This window comes from Limnohabitans sp., assembly GCF_040401495.1.
Taxonomy (GTDB): Bacteria; Pseudomonadota; Gammaproteobacteria; order Burkholderiales; family Burkholderiaceae_C; genus Limnohabitans.
Genome location: NZ_JBBAOI010000029.1, coordinates 1 through 22277, shown reverse-complemented (window position 1 = coordinate 22277; position 22277 = coordinate 1). Strand labels below are relative to the sequence as shown.

Genomic DNA, 22277 nt, shown 5'->3' with positions numbered 1-22277 from the left:
AATCGTGCCAACGTTCACGTGCGGTTTGGTCCGCTCAAACTTGCCTTTTGCCATTGTCAAATCTCCAAAGAACAGGCCCGTGTACAGGTTTTACGTCTGCACGATGCTGCTGATTCGCCCCGCACGGGTGACAGGGCGGCGCATCGTCGCAGACACTTCGAATCGGTGGGGACAGAGCAAACCGCAATCGGTTTGGTCTATCCCCAGGTAATTATTTAGCCCTTGCCGCAACAATGGCTTCGGCCACGTTGCGAGGCGCTTCGGTGTAGTGCTTGAATTCCATGGAATAGGTAGCGCGACCTTGCGACATGGATCGCAAAGTGGTCGAGTAACCAAACATTTCCGACAAGGGGACTTCGGCCTTGATGGCCTTGCCGCCACCGACCATGTCTTCCATGCCTTGCACCATACCGCGGCGTGAGGACAAATCGCCCATCACGTTACCGGCGTAGTCTTCGGGTGTTTCCACTTCCACGGCCATCATGGGTTCCAAAATGACGGGGCTGGCTTTTCGGCAACCCTCTTTGAAACCAAAGATGGCTGCCATCTTGAACGCCATCTCTGACGAGTCAACATCGTGGTAAGAACCAAAGTGCAATGTAACCTTCACATCAACAACGGGGTAACCGGCCAAAACGCCTGTGGTTAAGGCCTCAATGACACCTTTTTCAACCGCGGGAATGTATTCGCGCGGCACCACACCGCCCTTGATAGCGTCGACAAACTCAAAGCCTTTGCCAGCTTCGTTGGGTTCGATTTTGAACACCACGTGACCGTATTGACCTTTACCACCCGACTGGCGAACAAACTTGCCTTCGCTGTCTTCAATGGTTTTGCGAATGGTTTCGCGGTAAGCCACTTGCGGCTTGCCGACGTTGGCTTCGACGCCAAATTCGCGCTTCATGCGGTCAACAATGATCTCGAGATGCAGTTCGCCCATACCCGCGATGATGGTTTGGCCTGATTCTTCGTCGGTCTTGACGCGGAATGAAGGATCTTCTGCCGCCAAGCGCTGCAGAGCAATACCCATTTTTTCTTGGTCGGCTTTAGTCTTAGGTTCCACAGCCTGTGCAATCACAGGTTCGGGGAACACCATGCGCTCGAGCATCACAATGTTGTCGGGATCGCACAAAGTTTCGCCGGTGGTGACGTCCTTCAGCCCCACGCAAGCGGCAATGTCGCCAGCACAAATTTCATCAACCTCTTCACGGTTGTTGGCGTGCATTTGAACGATACGGCCAATACGCTCTTTTTTGCCTTTGATGGGGTTGTAAACCGTGTCGCCTTTTTTCAAAACACCGGAATACACACGCACAAAGGTGAGCTGCCCCACAAACGGGTCGGTCATCAATTTGAACGCCAGTGAAGAGAACTTCTCTTTATCGTCGGCTTTACGGAAGACTTCCTTTTCGTCGTCATCCGTGCCGCCCACGGGCGGAATATCGATGGGAGAGGGCATCAATTCGATGACCGCATCTAACATGCGTTGTACGCCCTTGTTCTTGAAAGCAGTACCACACATCATGGGTTGAATTTCACTGGCGATGGTGCGAACACGCAGGCCGTGTGTGATTTCTTCTTCAGTCAAGTCACCTTCTTCAAGGTATTTGTTCATCAAGTCTTCTGAGGCTTCGGCAGCAGCTTCAACCATGGTTTCGCGCCATTTTTTGGCTTCTGCCACCAACTCAGCAGGGATCTCTTCAAAATTGAACTTCATTCCCTGTGAAGCCTCATCCCAAATGATGGCCTTCATCTTGCGCAAATCGACCACGCCACGGAAGTGCTCTTCTGCGCCAATAGGAATCACGATAGGAATGGGATTGGCTTTCAAGCGCAATTTCATTTGGTCATAGACCTTGAAGAAATTGGCGCCGGTACGGTCCATTTTGTTGACAAAAGCCAAACGTGGCACTTTGTATTTATTGGCTTGGCGCCACACGGTTTCGGACTGAGGTTGCACACCACCGACCGCGCAGTAAACCATGCAAGCGCCGTCCAACACACGCATGGAACGCTCGACCTCGATGGTGAAGTCCACGTGACCTGGGGTATCAATGATGTTGATGCGGTGCTCTGGGAATGATGAGTCCATCCCTTTCCAGAAACAAGTGGTGGCAGCAGAGGTGATGGTGATGCCACGCTCTTGCTCTTGCTCCATCCAGTCCATGGTGGCCGCCCCGTCATGCACTTCACCAATTTTGTGGTTCACGCCAGTGTAAAAAAGAATGCGCTCTGTAGTGGTGGTTTTGCCCGCATCAATGTGGGCAGAAATACCAATATTTCTGTAGCGCTCGATAGGAGTCTTGCGTGCCATGGTCAACCTCTTGGGGAATCAATTGAAAAACAAAAAACGCTGCTCCACTTGTGATGGGTAGCGAGCGAGTCTCAGTCTAAGGGGGCTGCGCGAAACAAACGTGACATCACACACAACAGCCACAGCGAAAACAACAGACCCGCTTGTGCGGGCGCTCTTAGAAGCGGAAGTGAGAGAAAGCTTTATTGGCTTCAGCCATGCGGTGAACTTCGTCACGCTTTTTCATCGCTCCGCCACGGCCTTCGGCCGCTTCCAGTAACTCATTGGCCAAACGCAAAGCCATGGATTTTTCTCCACGCTTGCGAGCAGCTTCTTTGATCCAACGCATGGACAAGGCCAGGCGGCGAACAGGCCGCACCTCAACAGGCACTTGGTAGTTGGCACCACCCACACGACGAGATTTGACCTCGACCATGGGCTTGACGTTATTGATGGCGTGACTGAAAAGCTCGACAGGGTCTTTGCCAGATTTGGCTTGGATTTGCTCTAGGGCGCCGTAGATGATGCGTTCAGCGACAGCTTTTTTGCCGCTTTCCATCACCACGTTCATGAATTTGGAGAGTTCGATGTTGCCGTATTTAGGATCTGGCAGTATTTCCCGTTTCGGGACTTCGCGACGACGTGGCATGGTGCTTCCTTTGTAGTTTCAGTTGGACATTGAAACAATGTCCGCGAAGGCCATCAAGGCCTCCACTTACTCGACCTGCGCAAACAACATGTTCGCTCTAACAGGTCTATGTTGTGCAGGCCCCGCCAGAGCCAGCAAAACACCTGATAAAAATCAGGATTTCTTAGGGCGCTTGGCGCCGTATTTGGAACGTGACTGCTTGCGGTCTTTCACGCCTTGCAAGTCGAGTGAGCCACGCACGATGTGGTAGCGCACACCTGGCAAGTCTTTGACACGGCCGCCGCGCACCAAGACAACCGAGTGCTCTTGCAGGTTGTGGCCCTCGCCACCGATGTACGAAATCACTTCGAAACCGTTGGTTAGACGAACCTTGGCAACTTTACGCAGCGCAGAGTTAGGTTTTTTAGGTGTGGTGGTGTACACACGCGTGCAAACGCCGCGGCGTTGGGGCGAGTTTTGCATCGCAGGGCTCTTGGACTTGGTCTTCTCGACTTCACGTCCGTGGCGCACCAATTGATTGATGGTTGGCATTGAAAACGTCCTTCAACGTTTGAAACAGGTTGTTCGGTTAATTTCCGAAAAGCCTGACAGTATACCAGTGGCTTGACTTCGCTGGCAAGCAACCATGTTAGCGAGTGCCTACCTCGCCCACAACTTAAGGGTGTCATAGGTTCTGCCAAACCAACCAGCCTCTGGAACGGGCTTAAGTGCCAATAATGGCATTTCGCTCAGCGGGGTTTGATCCAAAAAAACCTTTAGGGTGGCGACAGTTTGGTTCATTTGCAGTGGTGCATACAAGGGGTCTGGGCGCACAACCTGCGTTTTGATTCGAGAGGCTTGGCCTTGTGGCACGGCCACCACAATGGCTTGAGGGCGGCCCAAAGGCACGCTGTCGGCCAAACCTTTCCAAACCAGTGGTGTCAAAACAGCTTGGTTGGCGTCAAAGAGTTTGATGCCGTCATAGGCCGTATAGCCCCAATTGAGGAGTTTTTGAGCCTCTTCAGCGCGGGCGTTTTCGCTGCTGGCACCTAGCACAATCGCCAATAAGCGCCGGGCTGGCAGGTTGGGAAAGTCACGTTTGGCGGTGGCCACCAAACAATAACCGGCGGCATCGGTGTGGCCGGTTTTCAAGCCGTCTACTGTGGGATCACGAAATAACAGCAGGTTGCGGTTGGTGTCGTTGGCCGCTGGGGTGCCGGGGTAGCGGTATTTTTGGATGGCGTAGTAGCCCACAAAACTAGGAAAATCCTGCATCAAGCGGGTGGCCAATAGGGACAAGTCTCGTGCAGTAGTAATGTGCCCGGCCTCGGTCAAGCCTTCAGGGTTTTTGTAACTGGTGGCGTTCATGCCCAAAGCCTTGGCCTGCGCATTCATCATGGCCACAAACTGCGTTTTGGTGCCGCCCACCCCCTCGGCCAAAGCCATGGTGGCATCGTTGCCCGACTGGACAATCATGCCCTTGATGAGGTCCTCAACAGGCACTTGCATTTTGGGGTCGATGAACATGCGCGAGCCGGGCATTTTCCACGCAGTCTCACTCACGGAAAAGGTTTGTTGCAAGCTGATTTTTTTAGCCCGCAAAGCATCAAACACCAGATAAGCCGTCATCAACTTGGTCAAAGAAGCCGGCTCCACTGGGGCATCGGCTTGGCGTTGTGCCAGCACTTGCGAGGCGGTGACATCGATCAACAAATACGCCTTGGCGGCAATTTCGGGCGGCTCTGGCATTTGGGCAAACACATTGGCAGATAAAACCGCCAAGAACAATACACACACACGCAACAAATTCATAACTTTACCTGGGGAGAAAAATACTTTTTATGCTCGCAAATGACGCAAGACCAATGACTTCAAAAGCGGCAATTGTCCATGAAAGAAATGACCGCAGGCTGGCACTACCATCACAGGCAAGCCTTGGGGCGCGGCCCACTGCAAGACGGCAGGCAAAGCAACGGTGTCGTCGCTCTCGCCATGCACCATCAAGGTTTGGTCATGCAATTGTTCAGGCAAAGGGGTGGGGTTGAAATGGGTGACGGCTGTGCCAACCAAGATGATTTTTTCTAAACGTTGGCTAGGCCACAGTCGTGAAATGACCTGACAAGCAACAAAAGCGCCGAATGAAAAACCCGCCAAAGCCAAAGGGCCTTCGGGGGCGAGTTGGCGCAAAGCCTCAAGGACATCGTCGGTTTCGCCCAGCCCCTCGTCGTAAACACCTTCGCTTTGCCCCACACCACGAAAGTTAAAGCGCAAACAGTCCCAGCCCGATTGCACATAAGCGCGTGACAAGGTCTGCACCACCTTGTTGTCCATGGTGCCGCCAAACAAAGGATGTGGATGGGCGACATAGGCCAAACCTTTGGCAGGGGTGGCGGCTTTTTCTAATACAGCTTGATGACGACCGCCTGGCAAGTCAAGCCATAACGCTTGCGCAGAAACGGCCATGGCTAGCGACCTACGTCAGAGTCAAGTTGAAGCCGTTCGACCACTTTGCCTTGCTGAAGGTGCGAACTGATGATCTCATCAATGTCTTGCTTGTCCACGTAGGTATACCAAACGGCCTCGGGGTAAACCACCAACACCGGCCCGCCGGCACAACGGTCTAAACAACCGGCTTGATTGACACGCACCCCACCAGCACCATTGAGGCCCAAGGTTTTGACCTGGGTTTTGCAATGCTTCCAAGCGTCCTGTGCTTGGTGATTGCCGCAACAAGCATCTGGCGCGTCGCGTTGATTGAGGCAAAAAAATACGTGGTGTTTGAAATAGCTGTCTTCAGTCATGCAAGGCATTCTAGGTGGCCTCGGTATGCGTTGTTTCGTTGATCAGGTGTAACAGCCCCCATGCCAAAAGGGCAAAAGGCCAACCCCAACTCAGCCACTCACTCAGCCCATGGAAACGAATGAATTTTCCTTGCTCCCAGGTTTGAACGGTTTGGGCGAAATAGGTGCTTGACGCAACCAAGTTCACCACACCCAGAACACCCATCTGTAACAGCAACATGATGCGTATCAGCGCCACGGCGGAAAGTCTCACCAGCAATAAGGCGCTAATCCAACCCAGCCCTAAACCCGCCGCCGTCAATGGTGTCAACCAAAAAAAGGTGTGCTCTGGTCCATAGGTGACAGAGGCCGATAAGGTATTGCTTAAAAGCGCCAGCAACACCACCAAACTCACCCAAGATAAGCGCTGCCAAGCCTCGCGTACCACCGCCATGCCGAGCATTGCCGCCACGCACAAACTGCCCGCCACGCACAACATCTCTAACCATGCGGGCAGGGGTGCTGTCATCAAAAGTTGCTCCGCCAGTTGGGCAGGCCACCTGGCTTGAGGCCATAGCTCCTCAACCAAGCCAAGGAATTTTTCTGTGACATTGCCCAAACCCAAGAACACGGGTGTTGGAAACAACAAAGCCAGCGGCCATAAAACCATCAAGACCAAGCTGCCGCTGGCGTGGGGCACCAGCCATCGCTTGCGAAATTGCACCCAACGGTAAAGCCAGCCGCGCCGCTCCAACCAAGCCGATAACACCGCCCCGACCAAGCCGCCAATGCTGTTGAGCAGCCAATCGACTTGGGACGGCACACGCTGAGGCAAATAACTTTGCGAACATTCCATGAGGAAAGACAAGCCAAACGCACCCAAAAAGCCAAGCAATACAGCCGCCCAATGCGGTTTGGCACTGCGCAACATGGCCAAGCTCAGCCAAAAACCCAAAGGCATATAGCCCAAGAGATTGCTCACCCTATCGAAATTGGTTTGGTATTTTGGCCATGGGGCGCTGACAAAAGACCATGGCGCGATATTTTGGTTACGCCAGTCTTCAAAGGGATACAAGCTGGCATAACAAATCACCAGCACACACAGCCAAGCCAAGGGCCAAGCCGTGGTACGGCGTTGTAAAGTTTTCATAGCCGCTTAAAAGGGTTTGAGCACCACCAAAAGCACAGCGGCCACCATCAGAAGCACTGGGGCTTCGTTGAACCACCGGTACCAAATATGGGAATGGCTTGCCTGCCCCGACTCAAAGTGCTTGAGGTGACGCAGACACAAATGGTGGTAACCCAAAACCAAGACCACAACAGCCAATTTAAGGCTCATCCAGTCGGCTTGCGGGTTGCTGCCGATGCCGTAGCCCAGCCATAGCCACAAGCCCAACCCCAAGGCAGGCACCATCAGGATGGTCATAAAGCGCATTAACTTTCGCGCCATCAGCAGCAGGCGCTCACGCTCAGCAGCAGAATCGGGCGGAACCATGGCCAAATTGACAAAGATGCGCGGCAAATAAAACAAGCCGGCAAACCAACTGGCCACGAAAATAATATGAAAGGCTTTGACCCAGAGCATGGCTTAAGTTTAGTGGCAAGCCGACTTAGCGCTGGCCTCGGGTTTCACCCCAATAAACCCGCCGTTCGTTACGGCACAATTTCGGCATGACGATACCTACCCAATTTCCCGCCACCCGCCTGCGCCGTTTGCGTCGCGATGACTTCACCCGACGCCTCGTGCGCGAAAACAATGTCACAGTGGACGACCTGATCTACCCCGTGTTTGTGCTCGATGGCGAGAAGAAACGCCAAGCCATCGCCTCCATGCCAGGCGTGGAGCGATTAAGCCTTGACCTGTTGTTGCCCGTGGCCGAGCAATGCGTGAAGTTGGGAATACCCGTGATGGCCTTGTTTCCGGTCATTGACCCCAGCTTGAAAACCCCTGATGGCATGGAAGCCACCAACCGCAATGGTCTGGTGCCGCGGGTGGTTCAGGCACTGAAAAAAGAATTTCCCGATTTGGGCGTGATGACCGACGTCGCTTTGGACCCCTTTACCAGCCACGGCCAAGACGGATGGTTGGATGAGACCGGCTACATCTTGAACGATGAAACCGTGAAAGTGTTGGTGCAACAAGCGCTCACGCAAGCCGAGGCGGGCGTGGACATCGTGGCGCCCAGCGACATGATGGACGGGCGCATTGCCGCCATCCGCCAAGCCTTGGAAGCGCATGGGCACATCCACACCCGCATCATGGCCTACAGCGCCAAGTACGCCAGCGCGTTTTATGGCCCTTTCCGCGACGCGGTGGGCTCGGCGGGTAACCTAGGGAAAAGCAACAAAAAGGTCTACCAAATGGACGCGGGTAACAGCGACGAAGCGTTGCGCGAAGTCGCCATGGACATTGCCGAAGGTGCAGACATGGTGATGGTCAAACCCGGCATGCCCTACTTGGACATCGTGCGCCGCGTCAAAGACGAGTTCCACCTGCCCACCTTTGCCTACCAAGTATCTGGCGAATACGCCATGCTCAAAGCCGCCGCGCAAAACGGCTGGCTCGACCACGACGCGGTGATGATGGAAAGCCTATTGGCCTTCAAACGGGCTGGTGCCGACGGTGTGCTGACCTATTTCGCCATCGCTGCGGCTGAAAAATTACGCGACGCTTAAAAGACGCTTAGCCTTCGAGGTGCTTGATGAAAAAGCCCAGGGTGCGCTCTAGCGCCAAGTCGGCGGCAGCGGCGTTGTAGGAGCCGCGCTGGTCGCAATTGAAGCCGTGGTCGGCATCGTAAACCTGCACCTGCACACTGGGTTGTGCTTTTTGAAATGCGTTCACGGTATCGATGGGTATCAAGCCGTCTTTGGCACCAAAATGCGACAGCGTAGGACACAGCGGTTTTTTGTCAAGCTCGGGCGCCAAGGTCATGCCGCCGCCATAGTAGGTGACTGCTGCTTTGATATTGGCCAACTGGGTGGCGGCACGCCAACTCAGCAAGCCGCCCCAGCAGTAACCCACCACACCTACTTTGCCTTTGCTAGCCAGCGAAGCGTGGCTGATGGCGGCTTGCACGTCGGCCATCACGCCAGGCGGGGGCAGACCTTCCGAGAGGTTTTTCAAGGCGCGGCCAATTTCAACATCTGAGGCGGTGTAGCCCAAGTCCACGTCTTTTTTCACACGGGAAAACGTGGCTGGCGCAATCGCTATAAAACCTACAAACGCAAAGCCATCGCAGATGGCTCGGATATGCGAGTTGACACCAAAAATTTCTTGCAGCACCACGATGGCACCGCGTGGCTCGGTTTTGGGTTGTGCCACATAGACCTGTGACTCAAAGCCATCGGCTGCACGCAATTGAACAAAATGCCCCATGTGTCTCTCCCTTGTCTCAAGCCGCTTGTAAGCGACGTTGTAAAAAATCCAGCCGGTCTTGACCCCAGAAGATTTCGCCTTCCACCACATAGCTGGGCGCACCAAAAACACCCGCCTCCATGGCTTTTCGGGTGTAAGCCATGTAGGCGTCTTGTGCTGAGGGGGCTTTGGCGGCCTCCCATCGATCAGCCGAAACACCCTGCTCTTTCAAAATGGCTTGCAGCACGCTGGCGTCAGCAATATCGCGCTCTTGCACCCACACAGCGGCCAACACCGCGCCGCACACTTTCATGGCGGCGTCCACGCCATCGTGCTGATCCACCGCAATGATCAACCGAGCAGCGTCATCTCCGACCACGGGAAAAAACTTGGGCTTTAAATTAAAGGGCATTTGCAAGAAATGGCTAAAGCGCTGCAACTCCACCAAACGGTAAGCTTGGCGCTGAGGTGGGCGTTGACCCACCGGTAAACCACCGGTGGCAGGGAAAATTTGACCGCCCAAATCGACGGGCATGATGCGCACAGTCGCACCCGCTTGCTTGGCCATTTGCACCAAGCGGGCGTGGCCAAAGTAAGTCCACGGGCTTTGCGGGGCCAGGTAGTAATCGATGACAAGGCTCAAAGGGTGTCTCCAATCGTGTTATCTTTTTGCGCTTGGCAAAATGCCAAACGGGTCGCCATCGTACTATTTTGAATGGCCCCCTTTCACTTCACTTCGGAGACATCCCCATGCCACCCGTTTTACTTATCACCGGCGCAAGCCGAGGTATTGGTGCTGCTACTGCGGTTTTAGCTGCCCAACAGGGCTGGGCTGTGGCGGTGAATTACACCCGCGACGCCCTAGCGGCAGACCATGTGGTGCAAGAGATTCGCGCCATGGGCGGCCAAGCCCAAGCTTTCCAAGCCGATGTGGGCATAGAAGCTGACATTGAACGCTTGTTTCAAAGCGTAGACAAAGACATGGGCGTGTTGAGCGGATTGGTCAACAACGCGGGAGTGCTGGATGTGCCTGCTCGGGTTGACGCCACCTCATGGCAGCGTTTGGAGCGCATGATGCGCATCAATGTTTTGGGTTCTTTCGCTTGCGCCAAGCAAGCCGTGTTGCGCATGAGCACTGCACATGGTGGCACGGGCGGCGGCATCGTCAACCTCAGCAGCGCTGCCGCCAAGCTGGGTGCGCCCGGCCAGTATGTTGATTACGCCGCCAGCAAGGGGGCGATTGACACCTTCACGATTGGATTGGCCAAAGAGGTCGCAGCTGAAGGCATACGCGTGAACGCGGTCCGCCCAGGCCTGATCTTGACCGATATCCACGCCAGCGGCGGCATTCCTGACAGAGCCAACCAACTGGCTCATCTGGTTCCCATGCAGCGCCCAGGCACTGCCATGGAAGTGGCCGAGGCCATTGTGTGGTTGCTCAGTGACGCGGCGGCCTATGTCACCGGCACCAATATCGATGTGGGCGGGGGTCGTTGATGTCTGACATCACCTACTTTTGGGAAGACATGGCGGTTGGACAGGTGCGTGATTTGGGCGCTATTTCACCCACACGCGAAGAAATCATTGCCTTTGCCAGCCAGTTTGATCCACAGCCTTTCCACCTGAACGACGCAGCAGGCGAAGCCTCGGTGTTTGGTGGTTTGTGCGCCAGCGGTTGGCATACATGTTCTATGGCCATGCGCTTGATGGTGACGAATTTTTTGCAGCAAACCTCTAGCTTGGGTTCGCCGGGCTTAGAGAATATCCAATGGAAAAAACCGGTCTACCCCAATGACACCCTGCGTTTGCAGACCACGGTGCTAGAGACCAAACCCATGGGCCGCCGCCCCGATGTGGGCATGACGCGCAACCTGTGGGAAATGTTCAACCAACATGGCGACAAGGTGTTGCACATGGAGGGCTGGGGCATGTTCAGACGCCGCCACCCTGCGCCCCTTGAAAGCCCCTGATCTATGCAATCCCTCGAGCAATGACGCTGGATGAATTCAGGATAATGAATCTTCTACAAACACAAAGACAAGCATGAGCACACAGCAGATTGGCCACCACATTCACGGCGCACAGCACGCAGGCACCTCAGGGCGCAGCCAGCCCGTGACCAACCCTGCCACCGGCGCGGTCACCGCCCACGTGGCCTTGGCCAATGGTGCCGATGTAGCGCAAGCTGTCGCTGCCGCGCAAGCCGCGTTTCCTGCTTGGGCCGATGCGCCGCCCTTGCGCCGCGCCCGTGTGATGTTCAAATTTTTAGAGTTGCTGCATGTCCATAAGAATGCTTTGGCCCACGCCATCACCGCCGAACATGGCAAGGTGTTCACCGACGCACAGGGTGAAGTGGCGCGGGGCATTGACATCGTCGAGTTCGCGACCGGCATCCCGCAACTCTTGAAAGGCGACTACACCGAGCAAGTCTCGACAGGCATCGACAACTGGACCCTGCGCCAGCCTTTGGGCGTGGTGGCCGGTATCACGCCGTTCAACTTCCCCGTGATGGTGCCCATGTGGATGTTCCCCGTGGCGATTGCTGCGGGCAACACCTTTGTGCTCAAACCCAGCCCCATCGATCCCACGCCTGCGCTGCTGATGGCCGATTTGCTCAAACTTGCCGGCTTGCCCGATGGCGTGTTCAACGTGGTGCAAGGCGACAAAGAGGCGGTGGACGCTCTCTTGGTGCACCCCGATGTGAAAGCCATCAGCTTTGTGGGCTCGACCCCGATTGCCAACTACATCTACGAGACCGGCGCCCACCACGGCAAGCGGGTGCAAGCACTGGGTGGCGCGAAAAACCACATGGTGGTCATGCCCGACGCCGACCTCGACCAAGTGGTCGACGCCCTGATCGGTAGCGCCTATGGCTCAGCGGGTGAGCGTTGCATGGCCATTTCGGTCGCCGTATTGGTGGGCGATGTGGGCGAGCGCATCATGCCCAAACTGATTGAGCGCACCAAGACTTTGAAGGTGCTCAACGGCGAAAACCTGGCGGCTGAGATGGGCCCCATCGTCACCCAAGCTGCACACGACCGCATCACCGGTTACATCGCCCAAGGTGAAAAAGAAGGTGCGAAGTTGTTGGTCGATGGCCGTGGCTTCAAGGGCTCATCAGCAGGCGCCGGTTGCGACAAAGGCTTTTGGATGGGCGGCACGCTGTTCGACCATGTGACCACCGACATGAAGATTTACAAAGAAGAAATTTTTGGCCCCGTGCTGGCCTGCGTTCGCGTGCCCGACTTCGCCACCGCGGTGCAAATCATCAACGACCACGAGTTTGGCAATGGCGTGTCGTGCTTCACACGCGACGGCAATGTGGCGCGAGAATTCAGCCGCCGCATACAGGTCGGCATGGTCGGCATCAACGTACCCATCCCCGTGCCCATGGCATGGCACGGCTTTGGCGGCTGGAAGCGCAGCCTGTTTGGCGACATGCACGCCTACGGCGAAGAGGGCGTGCGTTTTTACACCAAGCAAAAGTCCATCATGCAGCGCTGGCCCGAGAGCATTGGCAAGGGCGCGGAGTTCGTCATGCCCACCTCGAAATAAGCCCGTGACCCACAGCGCACAACGCCAAACATCCGCATGAACGACAACACCTTCGACTACATCATCGTCGGTGCGGGCACCGCGGGCTGCTTGCTGGCCAACCGCTTGAGTGCCAACGCCAGCAAGCGGGTGCTGCTGATCGAGGCGGGGCGCAAAGACGATTACCACTGGGTGCACATCCCTGTGGGCTATTTGTATTGCATTGGCAACCCGCGCACCGATTGGCTCTACAACACAGAGCCTGCGGCTGGGCTGAACGGGCGCAGCCTGCGCTACCCACGCGGCAAGGTCTTGGGCGGGTGCTCGAGCATCAACGGCATGATTTACATGCGCGGCCAGTCGCGCGACTACGACCACTGGGCCGAGGTGACGGGCGACGCACGCTGGCGCTGGGACAGCAGCTTGCCTTACTTCAAGCTGCACGAAGACCATTACCTGGGGGCCAATGCCTTGCACGGCGCCAAGGGTACCAAAAGCGAGGTGCTGACCCAAGGCCAAAGCGTTTACCACCAGACCTTGCGCCACCACAATGCCGGTGGCGAATGGCGCATCGACAAGCAGCGCTTGCGTTGGGACATCTTGGACGCCTTTGCCCAAGCCGCCGTGCAAGCAGGCATCCCAGCCACCGACGACTTCAACCTCGGCACCAACGAGGGCGTGGGCTACTTCGAGGTCAACCAAAAAAACGGTTGGCGCTGGAACACCGCCAAAGCTTTTTTGCGCCCCACCTGCTATGCGCGACCCAACTTTGAGCTGTGGACGTCGGCACATGTCTCCAAATTGCTGATGGAGACCTTGCCCAATGGCCAGCAGCGCTGCACGGGGGTAGAGGTTTGGAACGGACGTGAAATGGTGACGGCACTCGCCAATCAATCGGTGGTGCTGACCGCAGGCGCGATTGGCTCACCACAAATTTTGCAGCTCTCGGGCATTGGCCCTGGCGCTTTGTTGCAACAGCACGGCGTCACACCCGTGGTGGACTTGCCGGGTGTCGGTGAAAATCTGCAAGACCATTTGCAAATCCGCGCGGTGTTCAAGGTGAAAGGCGTGAAAACGCTCAACACCTTGGCCAACACATGGTGGGGCAAAGCGGCGATTGGCTTGGAATACCTGTTCAAGCAAAGCGGCCCGATGAGCATGGCGCCTTCGCAGCTGGGTGCTTTCACCCGCAGCGACCCGTCACAGCCTTGGCCCAACATCGAATACCACGTGCAGCCCTTGAGCTTGGACGCCTTTGGTGAACCGCTGCACGCCTTCCCCGCCTTCACCGCCAGCGTGTGCAACTTGAACCCCACCAGCCGAGGCACGGTGCAGATTCAAAGTTCCGATTTCAAGCAAGCGCCGCTGATTGCGCCCAATTACATCAGCACCGACGCCGACCGCCAAGTGGCCGCCGATTCGCTGCGCATCACCCGCCGCATTGCCGCGCAACCCGCGCTGTCGAAATACCAGCCCGAGGAATGGAAGCCGGGCACTCAGTTTCAAAGCGACGATGAGCTGGCCCGCTTGGCCGGCGACATTGGCACCACGATTTTTCACCCCGTGGGCACGGCGCGCATGGGTCGCTTGGACGACCCGCTGGCGGTGGTCGACCCCGAGTTGCGCGTGCGCGATGGTCGTGGCGGCGTGGTGCAGGGTCTGCGCGTGGTGGATGCGAGTGTGATGCCCACCATCACCAGCGGCAACACCAACAGCCCGGTGCTCATGCTGGCTGAGAAAGCCGCTGAATGGCTAAGCTTAGAAGCTAAACAAAGCAAGGCTTGACTGGGGAAAGTCCTTAGCCAGCCCTAATCTCACATGAACTAAAGTTCATCCACTCGCAAGCAAGATTCGTTTTGATTGCCGAGGGTCTGAGGAGACAAAAGAAACGTTGCCGCTATCAGGTGGTATGCGTCACAGAGAAAAAGCACCGCACAACGGTGCTTTTTTTTCGTTTGTAGGCTGTTTGACTGAGAAACTGCACAACCATGGACACCGTTTTGATCACCCTTGCATCTGCGTTGGCGGGTTTTATCGATGCATCGGTGGGTGGCGGTGGCTTGGTTTTGGTGCCTGCGCTGTTTGCCACCTACCCCAATGCCTTGCCAGCAACCCTTCTCGGGACAAACAAATCTGCTTCTGTGTGGGGCACCTTGTTTGCCGCGTGGCGTTTTCAGCGGCAAATTGAGCTGCAATGGCGGGCCTTGCGCTATGGTGCTTTATGTGCCGTGTTGGGCGCTTGTGCGGGCGCCTACACGTTGACACTGCTGTCGCCACAATTGCTACGCCTAGCGTTGCCACTGCTGCTGTTGGCGGTGTTGATTCACACCCTCAAGAACAAACACTTTGGGCAAGCGCACCAACCCCGTTACAGCGGTCGGATACAAGTGTGGGCCATGGGTATATGCGGCGGCGTCATGGGTTTTTACGATGGGTTTTTTGGACCAGGCACGGGGAGCTTGCTGGTTTTTTTATTGGTAAGAATTTTGGGGTTTGATTTCTTGCAAGCCTCGGCGCACAGCAAGGTACTCAACTTGGCCAGCAATATGGCGGCTTTATTGTGGTTAGGCTGGCAAGGTCATGTACTGTGGGAAATTTTTCTGCCCATTGCCTTGGCCAATATCGCAGGCAGTTGGTTGGGCACTCGCGTGGCGCTTCGTCAAGGCGCGAGCTATGTGCGATGGTTGTTCATCTTGGTGGTCAGCGCCTTGCTGCTGAAAACCGCGCAGGACGCCTTGCTTTAGCGCAGCACAGGATCGTCATCGGGGGGCAATGCGTCTGGTACAACCGCCTTGGGCGGCCATGGCACGCTGGCGATGGGGCGCGGTTTGCCTATGGGGCGCGTGGCTTGACCATTGCGAACAGCCTCTATATCTTCCAGCGATGGGTACTGCCCCATCAACATGTAATCGAAAACACGCCGCGCAATAGGTGCTGCGCTTTGCGCACCAAAGCCAGCGTTTTCCACCACCATGGCCAACGCCACCTTAGGGTCATCAGCAGGCGCAAAAGCGATGAACAAAGCATGGTCGCGCAAACGCTCATCAATCTTGGAAGCGCTGTACTTTTCGTTTTGTTTAATGGTGAACACTTGGGCCGTGCCGGTTTTCCCCGCGCTGGTGTAGCTTGCCCCCATAAAGCTTGACGCAGAGGTGCCTTCAATATTGACTCCCACCATGGCTTTTTTCACGGTATCTATGTGCTCGGCTTGAAAGGGCAAGACGGTGCCAGCCTCTTGCGCTACCGCTTGCGCCACCTTGGTTTCCACATCGACCACCTCGCGTACCAAATGCGGCTTGCGGCGCGTCCCGTTGTTGGCAACGGTGGCCACAGCTTGGGCAAGTTGCAACATAGTGAAGCTGTTGTAACCTTGGCCGATGCCCAAAGAAATGGTTTCGCCCGAGTACCAGCGCTGCTGTTCAGGGCGTTTGTAACTAGAGCGCTTCCATTGGGTAGAGGGCAAGATGCCACGCGCTTCACCTGAAATATCGATGCCAGTCATTTGACCAAAACCCAACTCTTTCATTTGATCGTGGATCATGTCCACGCCCATGTCCCGAGCGAGCAAATAGTAATAGGTATCACAGGACTGGACGATGGATTTGTACATGTCCACCGAACCATGACCGCCCTCTTTGTCATCGCGGAAACGATGGTCGCCGAACATGAAAAAGCCCGGGTCGTAAATGATTTGCGTAGGAGAGCGTTTACCGGTGTTCAAGGCAGCCAAGGACATGAAAGGCTTGTAGGTGGAGCCCGGCGGGTAAGTGCCGCGCAACGCACGGTTGAGCAAAGGTTTGTCGGGCGACTCGTTGAGCAACTTCCAGTTTTCTGCATCGATACCCTCGACGAACTGGTTGGGGTCAAACGTGGGCTTGCTCACAAAGCTCAGCACTTCGCCGGTTTTAGGGTCGATGGCGACCATCGCACCACGGCGGTTGCCATACAAATCTTCCACCAGTTTTTGTAACTTGATATCGATAGACAGCACCACGGTGTTGCCTGGAATGGCGGGGCTGCTGCGTAAGCGTCGTACCGCTCTGCCGCCAGCAGAAGTTTCCATTTCATGCACGCCGGTTTGGCCATGCAATTGGCGCTCGTAGCTTTGCTCAACACCCAGTTTGCCAATGAAGTCGGTGCCACGGTAGTTGCCCGTGTTCTCTGACTCTTCCAGCTTTTCTTTCTCTGCCGTGTTGATGCGTCCTATATAGCCAATCACATGACTGGCCAAGTCGTTATAGGGGTAATTGCGAAACAAACGGGCGCGAATCTCAACACCCGGAAATCGAAAGCGTTGGGCGGCAAAACGCGCCACCTCTTCATCGCTTAAGCGGGTGCGAATCGGCACCGACTCAAAGCTTTTCGATTCTTCGCGTAACTTTTTAAAGCGCCGCTTATCGCGGCCTTGGATATCGATCAACTCCGAGAGACTTTCAATCACCTCGTCCAGCGGCGCTTGAATTTTGGATGGCGTGATCTCAAGCGTATAAGCCGAGTAGTTGGTGGCCAAGACCACACCATTTCGGTCCATGATGACGCCACGGTTGGGCACGATAGGCACGATGGCTGTGCGGTTACTTTCGGCTTGCGCATTGAATTCTTGGTAACGCCAAAGCTGCAAATACACCAAACGGAAAAACAATAAGCTAAAGGCGATAAGGACAAATGCTGTGGCAGCAAACACCCGCCCCTTGAAACGACGCAGGTCATATTCGACGTTGCGCAGCAAGCTCATAAAGGTCGGTTTTTATCGGGGTCAGGAGCGCGCCGCTGCGGCGCGAGCAGCAACACCGACACCAAGGGCCACAGCAGAGCTTGAAGCAAAGGGGAGATAAACATCGACCAGCCTGGAAACAAGCCACCCGAACCCATGCGCACAGCCAGTTCTAATAAATGGGTTGCTAAAAAAACAGGAAATACTTGCAAAGCCTGCGAGGGCACATCAAACCACAATATGCGGCGATGAATCATGGTAGCCAAAAAGCCTTGCACCGTGAACGCCAAAGCATGCTGGCCCAGCAACGATGTTTGATGCACGTCGGTAAGCAAGCCTAGGAAAAAGCAAATGCCTACCCCCACTTTCAGCGGTTGATGCACACCCCAAAACAACAAGAGCAAAGCCAGCCAATCAGGGGGCCATGCCGCATTGCCAAACAATGCCATGCTTTGCACCATGTCCAACAACAAAGCGATCAGCAGTGTCAGCAGCATGAAGGTGGGGTTGGCTGGCAGCAGCAATTGCTGGCCACGCGGCATGATCATCGACGCCCTCCTTTGTGTTGAACCAAAGGTGCCGTATGTTCTAGCGGGGGGGACTCCAGCGCAAACTTGACTGGTGTGAGCACCATCACATGTCGGGCGCCTTGCACCCGCGCCAGCGACTCGCACAAGATGCGCGCAAAAACGGTATCAGCGCGACGCTCCACCTTGACCACTTTGGCAACCGGAATGCCCGGCGGATAGACGCCATCCACACCACTGGTGGTGAGCACGTCATCTACCTCAATGTCTGCATTGGTGGCCATGTACCGAAGCTCTAACAATGGTGCGCCGCCTGACTCACCAAAGGCTACACCACGCGCTCCGGTTCGGGTATTGAGCACAGGAATAGAGTGCTCTCTGTCGATGACCAAAGTGATTTCGCTCACCAATGGGTGTACGCGGGTGATTTGTCCCAAAATGCCTTGCTCGTCCATGACCGGCGAGCTTTGCACCACACCATTGAGCGCACCTTTGTCGAGCACCATTTTGCGGGTGTAGGGGTCGCCTGCCTCGTACAACACCTCTGCAGCCATAGCAGGAGAAGGCGTACGTTGGCGCAGTTCTAGAAGTTCACGCAAATGGCGGTTTTCAAGCTCGAGTTGCTCGAGTTGTGAGGTGCGTACCGATTGCGCCAGTAGTTGCGCTTTGGCGGCTTGCAAGTTATCTAAGACGTCTTGCTTGCCTTCAAAAACGTCCCCGAGGTCATACCAAACCACTTGCGGGCGTAACGCCACCCATTGCACAGGATAAATGATGATGGACAAGACCCAACGGGCGGGTTGTACAAGGTTGTAACGCTGGTCGGCCAACATCAGGGCCATCGACAAAAAACTGAAAATAATCAGCTTGGTCAGCGCTGAGGTGCCTTGCTTAAAGAAAGGCGGCGGATTTCGGTCCAGCGTCCCGAGTGGCATTTATTCGTTGGTGAAAATCGAACCGAGACGCTCCATGCGCTCCAAGGCCAAGCCGCAACCGCGCACCACGCAGGTCAGCGGGTCTTCGGCCACCAGCACAGGCAAGCCGGTTTCTTCGGCCATTAAACGGTCAAGGTCGCGCAACAGCGCCCCGCCACCCGTGAGCATCATGCCGCGCTCGGCAATGTCGGCACCCAATTCGGGAGGCGTTTGCTCTAGGGCATTTTTCACCGCCGACACGATGTTGTTCAAGGGGTCGGTAAGCGCTTCCAAAATTTCGTTCGATGAGATGGTGAAAGAACGCGGCACGCCTTCAGACAGGTTGCGGCCCTTGACTTCCATCTCGCGCACTTCGCTGCCCGGGAAGGCCGAGCCAATTTGCTTTTTGATGGCCTCTGCAGTGGGCTCGCCAATCAACATGCCGTAGTTGCGGCGGATGTAGTTGATGATGGCTTCGTCGAACTTGTCGCCACCCACGCGCACACTGCCTTTGTAGACCATGCCGCCCAAGGAGATAACGCCCACCTCGGTGGTGCCGCCACCAATGTCGACCACCATGGAACCCGAGGCATCCGACACGGGCAAACCAGCGCCAATGGCCGCAGCCATGGGTTCTTCAATCAAATACACCTCGGAAGCACCTGCACCCAAAGCGGATTCACGAATGGCACGCCGCTCCACTTGGGTAGAGCCACAAGGCACACAAATGATGATGCGCGGGCTGGGCTTTAACAAAGAGCGCGGATGCACCATCTTGATGAATTGCTTGAGCATTTGCTCGGTGACGGTGAAGTCGGCGATCACGCCGTCTTTCATCGGGCGAATGGCTTCGATGTTGCCAGGCACCTTGCCAAGCATGGCCTTGGCCTCGTGGCCTACGGCTTGAATGCTCTTCTTGCCCTGAGGGCCGCCTTCATGACGAATGGAAACGACCGAGGGTTCGTCTAACACAATGCCACGGTCTCTGACGTAAATAAGGGTGTTGGCTGTGCCCAGGTCAATGGCCAAGTCGGTGGAGAAATACCGACGAAATGCTCCAAACATCACAATCCTCTCTGGGTTTACCAGCAAAGACAGGATAATAACCCAACGTCTATGCCGTTTCTGGCCATAAGGCTTGCTTATTTAACAACCATGTCTCTCACACCCACCGATATACAGCGCTTAGCGCAGCTCTCTCGCTTGACGTTTGACGCCCCGGCCAGCCAACGCCTGCTGGAAGGCCTGAACAACTTCTTTGCCATCGTCGAGCAAATGCGCGAAGTTGACACTTCTGGTGTGCTGCCCATGGCCCACCCGATTGACGCCATGCCTTTGGCAGATTTGGCCGCGCACGCCCCCAGCGCCACCGAGGGCATGGCTTTGCGCTTGCGCGACGACGCGGTGAGCGAACCTAACCAACGCGAAGCCAACCAACGCAGCGCACCTGCGGTGGAGCGCGGATTGTTTTTGGTGCCGAAAGTGATCGAGTAAGCCATGGCCGACCTTCATTCCTTGGGCGTGGCGCAGTTGTCGGCGCTCTTGCAAAAAAAAGAAGTGAGCGCTGTGGAGTTGTCCACGCGCATGTTGGCCCGTTTGGGTGGCAACCCGCACAACGCGTTTTTGAGCGTGGACTCCGAGGTCACTTTGGCCCAAGCCAAAGCGGCGGATGTGCGCCTCGCAGCGGGTGACACATCGCCATTGCTGGGTGTGCCCATCGCCCACAAAGACATTTTTGTCACCACCGACTTTCCCACCACCGCCGGTTCGCGCATTTTGGAAGGCTACCGCTCCCCCTTCAACGCCACCGTGGTGCAGCGCTTGAGTGACGCTGGCATGGTGAGTTTGGGCAAACTCAGTTGCGATGAATTTGCCATGGGTTCGGCCAATGAAAACGTGGCCGTGCCCTCTGCCAAGCCCCAAGCCGTCACCAACCCTTGGGACACCACACGCATACCTGGCGGCTCGTCGGGCGGCAGCGCCGCCGCCGTGGCCGCGCGTCTGACACCCGCAGCGACGGGCACCGACACCGGCGGGTCCATCCGCCAACCCGCTGCGTTTTGTGGCATCACTGGCATCAAGCCCACTTATGGCCGCGCCTCGCGCTATGGCATGGTGGCCTTTGCGTCCAGCCTCGACCAAGCAGGCCCTATGGCACGCAGCGCCGAGGACTGCGCTTTGCTGCTCTCTGCCATGTGTGGCCCCGACTTGGACCGCGACTCCACCTCGCTGGACGTGAAGGCAGAAGATTTTTCGCGCGACCTGAACAAGCCTTTGAAGGGCTTGCGTGTGGGTGTGCCCCATGAATTTTTTGCAGACGGCTTGGCCGCGGATGTGCGTGGCCCCATCGATGCGGCATTGCAATCACTGCAAGCCCATGGCGCCACAGTGGTTCCCATTGCCTTGCCACGCACCTCATTGTCTATTCCCGTTTACTACATCATTGCACCCGCCGAAGCGTCGAGCAACCTCTCGCGCTTTGACGGCGTGAAGTTTGGCCACCGCGCCAAAGACTTCACCGACCTCGCAGATATGTATGAAAAAACCCGCTCCGAGGGCTTTGGCTATGAGGTGAAACGCCGCATCATGATTGGCAGCTATGTGCTCTCGCACGGCTACTACGACGCCTACTATTTGCAAGCGCAAAAAATTCGCCGCATGATCGCCAACGATTTTCAAGCCGCCTTTGCCCAATGCGATGTGATCGCCGGTCCTGTGGCACCTACCGTCGCATGGAAGTTGGGTGACAAATCTGACGACCCATTGGCCAACTACTTGGCCGACATCTTCACCCTGCCCGCTTCATTGGCAGGCTTGCCTGGCATGAGTATCCCCGTGGGCTTTGGCGAAGCGGGCATGCCGGTGGGCATGCAGCTGATTGGCAACTATTTGCAAGAAGCCAAGTTGTTGAATGTGGCGCATCAGTTTCAACTGGCCACCGACCACCACTTGAAAACACCCGGAGGTGCGGCATGAGCGCCTTTCTCGTACACGGCTACGAAGTCGTCATCGGCTTTGAGACCCATGCACAGCTCTCCACACAGAGCAAAATTTTCAGCCGCGCCTCCACCGCCTTTGGCGCCGAACCCAACACGCAAGCTTGCGCGGTGGATTTGGCCTTGCCCGGCACCTTGCCGGTGATGAACAAGGGCGCGGTCGAACGCGCCATACAACTGGGTTTGGCACTGGGCTCGCACATCGCCGAGCGCAGCATTTTTGCGCGCAAAAATTACTTTTACCCCGACCTGCCCAAGGGCTACCAGATCAGCCAGTTTGAAATCCCCGTGGTGCAAGGCGGCGAGGTGTCGTTCTTCATGGAAGAGGGCAAAGAGACGGTGCGCAAAACCGTGCGCTTGGTGCGGGCGCATTTGGAAGAGGATGCGGGTAAGTCGTTGCATGAAGACTTCGTAGGTCAGTCGGGCATCGATTTAAACCGCGCGGGCACACCGCTGTTGGAGATCGTCACCGAGCCCGACATGCGTAGCAGCGCCGAGGCCGTGGCCTATGCCAAAGAACTGCACAAACTCGTCAC

General features: G+C 56.1%; 24 protein-coding genes. 10 read left to right on the top strand and 14 right to left on the bottom strand.

All coding sequences use genetic code 11. The features are described from left to right. On the top strand, positions 1-219 hold a 219-nt coding region (locus AC9UEO_RS12590), incomplete at its 5' end, for a hypothetical protein (RefSeq protein WP_509534057.1). Here AC9UEO_RS12590 and fusA read toward each other — a convergent pair. From fusA to AC9UEO_RS12550, 8 genes are all read right to left on the bottom strand, one after another. Beyond that, positions 212-2314, bottom strand: coding sequence for an elongation factor G (fusA, locus tag AC9UEO_RS12585; protein ID WP_509534054.1), 2103 nt, complete (start codon positions 2312-2314; stop codon positions 212-214). The two genes, AC9UEO_RS12590 and fusA, sit on opposite strands and share 8 nt — an antisense overlap. Before the next feature lie 157 nt (positions 2315-2471). Then, positions 2472-2942 carry a 30S ribosomal protein S7 gene (rpsG, locus tag AC9UEO_RS12580; RefSeq protein ID WP_509534051.1) on the bottom strand — a complete coding sequence of 157 codons (471 nt, stop codon included), beginning with the start codon at positions 2940-2942 and terminating at the stop codon, positions 2472-2474. A gap of 153 nt (positions 2943-3095) precedes the next feature. Continuing rightward, positions 3096-3473, bottom strand: a complete 378-nt coding sequence (gene rpsL, locus AC9UEO_RS12575) for a 30S ribosomal protein S12 (protein WP_509534049.1) — start codon at positions 3471-3473, stop codon at positions 3096-3098. 108 nt (positions 3474-3581) lie between these two features. After that, positions 3582-4733, bottom strand: a complete 1152-nt coding sequence (locus AC9UEO_RS12570) for a D-alanyl-D-alanine carboxypeptidase family protein (RefSeq protein WP_509534046.1) — start codon at positions 4731-4733, stop codon at positions 3582-3584. A 27-nt stretch (positions 4734-4760) separates the two neighbouring features. Then, the gene (locus tag AC9UEO_RS12565; RefSeq protein WP_509534043.1) at positions 4761-5384 is read right to left on the bottom strand and encodes an alpha/beta hydrolase; all 624 of its coding nucleotides are present in this window, start codon (positions 5382-5384) and stop codon (positions 4761-4763) included. A 2-nt stretch (positions 5385-5386) separates the two neighbouring features. Beyond that, the gene (locus AC9UEO_RS12560; RefSeq protein WP_509534041.1) at positions 5387-5722 is read right to left on the bottom strand and encodes a (2Fe-2S) ferredoxin domain-containing protein; all 336 of its coding nucleotides are present in this window, start codon (positions 5720-5722) and stop codon (positions 5387-5389) included. Positions 5723-5732: 10 nt separating this feature from the next. Continuing rightward, positions 5733-6851, bottom strand: a complete 1119-nt coding sequence (locus AC9UEO_RS12555; RefSeq protein ID WP_509534038.1) for a VanZ family protein — start codon at positions 6849-6851, stop codon at positions 5733-5735. 6 nt (positions 6852-6857) lie between these two features. Continuing rightward, the gene (locus AC9UEO_RS12550) at positions 6858-7286 is read right to left on the bottom strand and encodes a CopD family protein (protein WP_509534037.1); all 429 of its coding nucleotides are present in this window, start codon (positions 7284-7286) and stop codon (positions 6858-6860) included. Between the two features lie 86 nt (positions 7287-7372). Here AC9UEO_RS12550 and hemB point away from each other — a divergent pair, with 86 nt between their 5' ends. After that, positions 7373-8377 (top strand): porphobilinogen synthase, encoded by a 1005-nt coding sequence (hemB, locus tag AC9UEO_RS12545; protein ID WP_509534035.1) that lies wholly within the window; start codon positions 7373-7375, stop codon positions 8375-8377. Between the two features lie 7 nt (positions 8378-8384). Here the strand turns inward: hemB and AC9UEO_RS12540 are convergent, their stop codons facing one another. After that, positions 8385-9077: a dienelactone hydrolase family protein gene (locus tag AC9UEO_RS12540; protein ID WP_509534033.1), complete on the bottom strand. Its 693-nt coding sequence runs from the start codon at positions 9075-9077 to the stop codon at positions 8385-8387. A gap of 16 nt (positions 9078-9093) precedes the next feature. Then, positions 9094-9699 (bottom strand): 2-hydroxychromene-2-carboxylate isomerase, encoded by a 606-nt coding sequence (locus tag AC9UEO_RS12535; protein WP_509534031.1) that lies wholly within the window; start codon positions 9697-9699, stop codon positions 9094-9096. Between the two features lie 107 nt (positions 9700-9806). Here AC9UEO_RS12535 and AC9UEO_RS12530 point away from each other — a divergent pair, with 107 nt between their 5' ends. The 5 genes from AC9UEO_RS12530 to AC9UEO_RS12510 all read left to right on the top strand — a co-directional run bounded on the left by AC9UEO_RS12530 (position 9807) and on the right by AC9UEO_RS12510 (position 15334). Continuing rightward, complete coding sequence (locus AC9UEO_RS12530) at positions 9807-10553, top strand: SDR family oxidoreductase (RefSeq protein WP_509534028.1); 747 nt, start codon at positions 9807-9809, stop codon at positions 10551-10553. After that, positions 10553-11026: a MaoC family dehydratase gene (locus AC9UEO_RS12525; RefSeq protein WP_509534025.1), complete on the top strand. Its 474-nt coding sequence runs from the start codon at positions 10553-10555 to the stop codon at positions 11024-11026. The genes AC9UEO_RS12530 and AC9UEO_RS12525 overlap by 1 nt, the downstream gene beginning before the upstream one ends. Before the next feature lie 73 nt (positions 11027-11099). Next, complete coding sequence (locus tag AC9UEO_RS12520; protein WP_509534022.1) at positions 11100-12611, top strand: CoA-acylating methylmalonate-semialdehyde dehydrogenase; 1512 nt, start codon at positions 11100-11102, stop codon at positions 12609-12611. A 36-nt stretch (positions 12612-12647) separates the two neighbouring features. Continuing rightward, on the top strand, positions 12648-14375 hold the full coding sequence (locus AC9UEO_RS12515) for a GMC family oxidoreductase (RefSeq protein ID WP_509534019.1): 1728 nt from the start codon (positions 12648-12650) through the stop codon (positions 14373-14375). Between the two features lie 203 nt (positions 14376-14578). Then, a complete protein-coding gene (locus AC9UEO_RS12510) occupies positions 14579-15334 on the top strand; it encodes a sulfite exporter TauE/SafE family protein (RefSeq protein ID WP_509534016.1) in 756 nt (251 codons plus the stop codon). Here the strand turns inward: AC9UEO_RS12510 and mrdA are convergent. Genes mrdA through AC9UEO_RS12490 form a run of 4 tightly spaced genes read right to left on the bottom strand, consistent with a single transcriptional unit; the run spans position 15331 to position 19810 of the window. Continuing rightward, positions 15331-17325: a penicillin-binding protein 2 gene (gene mrdA, locus AC9UEO_RS12505; protein ID WP_509534014.1), complete on the bottom strand. Its 1995-nt coding sequence runs from the start codon at positions 17323-17325 to the stop codon at positions 15331-15333. The two genes, AC9UEO_RS12510 and mrdA, sit on opposite strands and share 4 nt — an antisense overlap. Next, positions 17322-17852: a rod shape-determining protein MreD gene (mreD, locus tag AC9UEO_RS12500; protein ID WP_509534012.1), complete on the bottom strand. Its 531-nt coding sequence runs from the start codon at positions 17850-17852 to the stop codon at positions 17322-17324. Before mreD ends, mrdA begins: the two co-directional genes overlap by 4 nt. Continuing rightward, positions 17849-18766: a rod shape-determining protein MreC gene (mreC, locus tag AC9UEO_RS12495; protein ID WP_509534009.1), complete on the bottom strand. Its 918-nt coding sequence runs from the start codon at positions 18764-18766 to the stop codon at positions 17849-17851. The genes mreD and mreC overlap by 4 nt, the downstream gene beginning before the upstream one ends. After that, a complete protein-coding gene (locus AC9UEO_RS12490; RefSeq protein ID WP_509534007.1) occupies positions 18767-19810 on the bottom strand; it encodes a rod shape-determining protein in 1044 nt (347 codons plus the stop codon). It lies immediately after the preceding gene. A 90-nt stretch (positions 19811-19900) separates the two neighbouring features. Between AC9UEO_RS12490 and gatC the strand changes: the two genes are divergently transcribed. The 3 genes from gatC to AC9UEO_RS12475 all read left to right on the top strand — a co-directional run. Then, entirely contained in the window at positions 19901-20239 is a 339-nt protein-coding gene (gatC, locus tag AC9UEO_RS12485) for an Asp-tRNA(Asn)/Glu-tRNA(Gln) amidotransferase subunit GatC (protein ID WP_509534004.1), read from the top strand. A 3-nt stretch (positions 20240-20242) separates the two neighbouring features. Further along, a complete protein-coding gene (gene gatA, locus AC9UEO_RS12480) occupies positions 20243-21721 on the top strand; it encodes an Asp-tRNA(Asn)/Glu-tRNA(Gln) amidotransferase subunit GatA (protein WP_509534002.1) in 1479 nt (492 codons plus the stop codon). Next, the coding region (locus tag AC9UEO_RS12475) for an Asp-tRNA(Asn)/Glu-tRNA(Gln) amidotransferase subunit GatB (RefSeq protein WP_509534000.1) at positions 21718-22277 on the top strand (560 nt) is incomplete at its 3' end. The genes gatA and AC9UEO_RS12475, both read left to right, overlap by 4 nt.

Excerpts from the sequence above, each read along its gene's own strand:
- fusA (WP_509534054.1), bottom strand. The coding sequence starts at position 2,314 with ATGGCACGCAAGACTCCTATCGAGCGCTACAGAAATATTGGTATTTCT.
- rpsG (WP_509534051.1), bottom strand. The coding sequence starts at position 2,942 with ATGCCACGTCGTCGCGAAGTCCCGAAACGGGAAATACTGCCAGATCCT.
- rpsL (WP_509534049.1), bottom strand. The coding sequence starts at position 3,473 with ATGCCAACCATCAATCAATTGGTGCGCCACGGACGTGAAGTCGAGAAG.
- AC9UEO_RS12570 (WP_509534046.1), bottom strand. The coding sequence starts at position 4,733 with ATGAATTTGTTGCGTGTGTGTGTATTGTTCTTGGCGGTTTTATCTGCC.
- AC9UEO_RS12565 (WP_509534043.1), bottom strand. The coding sequence starts at position 5,384 with ATGGCCGTTTCTGCGCAAGCGTTATGGCTTGACTTGCCAGGCGGTCGT.
- AC9UEO_RS12560 (WP_509534041.1), bottom strand. The coding sequence starts at position 5,722 with ATGACTGAAGACAGCTATTTCAAACACCACGTATTTTTTTGCCTCAAT.
- AC9UEO_RS12555 (WP_509534038.1), bottom strand. The coding sequence starts at position 6,851 with ATGAAAACTTTACAACGCCGTACCACGGCTTGGCCCTTGGCTTGGCTG.
- AC9UEO_RS12550 (WP_509534037.1), bottom strand. The coding sequence starts at position 7,286 with ATGCTCTGGGTCAAAGCCTTTCATATTATTTTCGTGGCCAGTTGGTTT.
- hemB (WP_509534035.1), top strand. The coding sequence starts at position 7,373 with ATGACGATACCTACCCAATTTCCCGCCACCCGCCTGCGCCGTTTGCGT.
- AC9UEO_RS12540 (WP_509534033.1), bottom strand. The coding sequence starts at position 9,077 with ATGGGGCATTTTGTTCAATTGCGTGCAGCCGATGGCTTTGAGTCACAG.
- AC9UEO_RS12530 (WP_509534028.1), top strand. The coding sequence starts at position 9,807 with ATGCCACCCGTTTTACTTATCACCGGCGCAAGCCGAGGTATTGGTGCT.
- AC9UEO_RS12525 (WP_509534025.1), top strand. The coding sequence starts at position 10,553 with ATGTCTGACATCACCTACTTTTGGGAAGACATGGCGGTTGGACAGGTG.
- AC9UEO_RS12520 (WP_509534022.1), top strand. The coding sequence starts at position 11,100 with ATGAGCACACAGCAGATTGGCCACCACATTCACGGCGCACAGCACGCA.
- AC9UEO_RS12515 (WP_509534019.1), top strand. The coding sequence starts at position 12,648 with ATGAACGACAACACCTTCGACTACATCATCGTCGGTGCGGGCACCGCG.
- AC9UEO_RS12510 (WP_509534016.1), top strand. The coding sequence starts at position 14,579 with ATGGACACCGTTTTGATCACCCTTGCATCTGCGTTGGCGGGTTTTATC.
- mrdA (WP_509534014.1), bottom strand. The coding sequence starts at position 17,325 with ATGAGCTTGCTGCGCAACGTCGAATATGACCTGCGTCGTTTCAAGGGG.
- mreD (WP_509534012.1), bottom strand. The coding sequence starts at position 17,852 with ATGATCATGCCGCGTGGCCAGCAATTGCTGCTGCCAGCCAACCCCACC.
- mreC (WP_509534009.1), bottom strand. The coding sequence starts at position 18,766 with ATGCCACTCGGGACGCTGGACCGAAATCCGCCGCCTTTCTTTAAGCAA.
- AC9UEO_RS12490 (WP_509534007.1), bottom strand. The coding sequence starts at position 19,810 with ATGTTTGGAGCATTTCGTCGGTATTTCTCCACCGACTTGGCCATTGAC.
- gatC (WP_509534004.1), top strand. The coding sequence starts at position 19,901 with ATGTCTCTCACACCCACCGATATACAGCGCTTAGCGCAGCTCTCTCGC.
- gatA (WP_509534002.1), top strand. The coding sequence starts at position 20,243 with ATGGCCGACCTTCATTCCTTGGGCGTGGCGCAGTTGTCGGCGCTCTTG.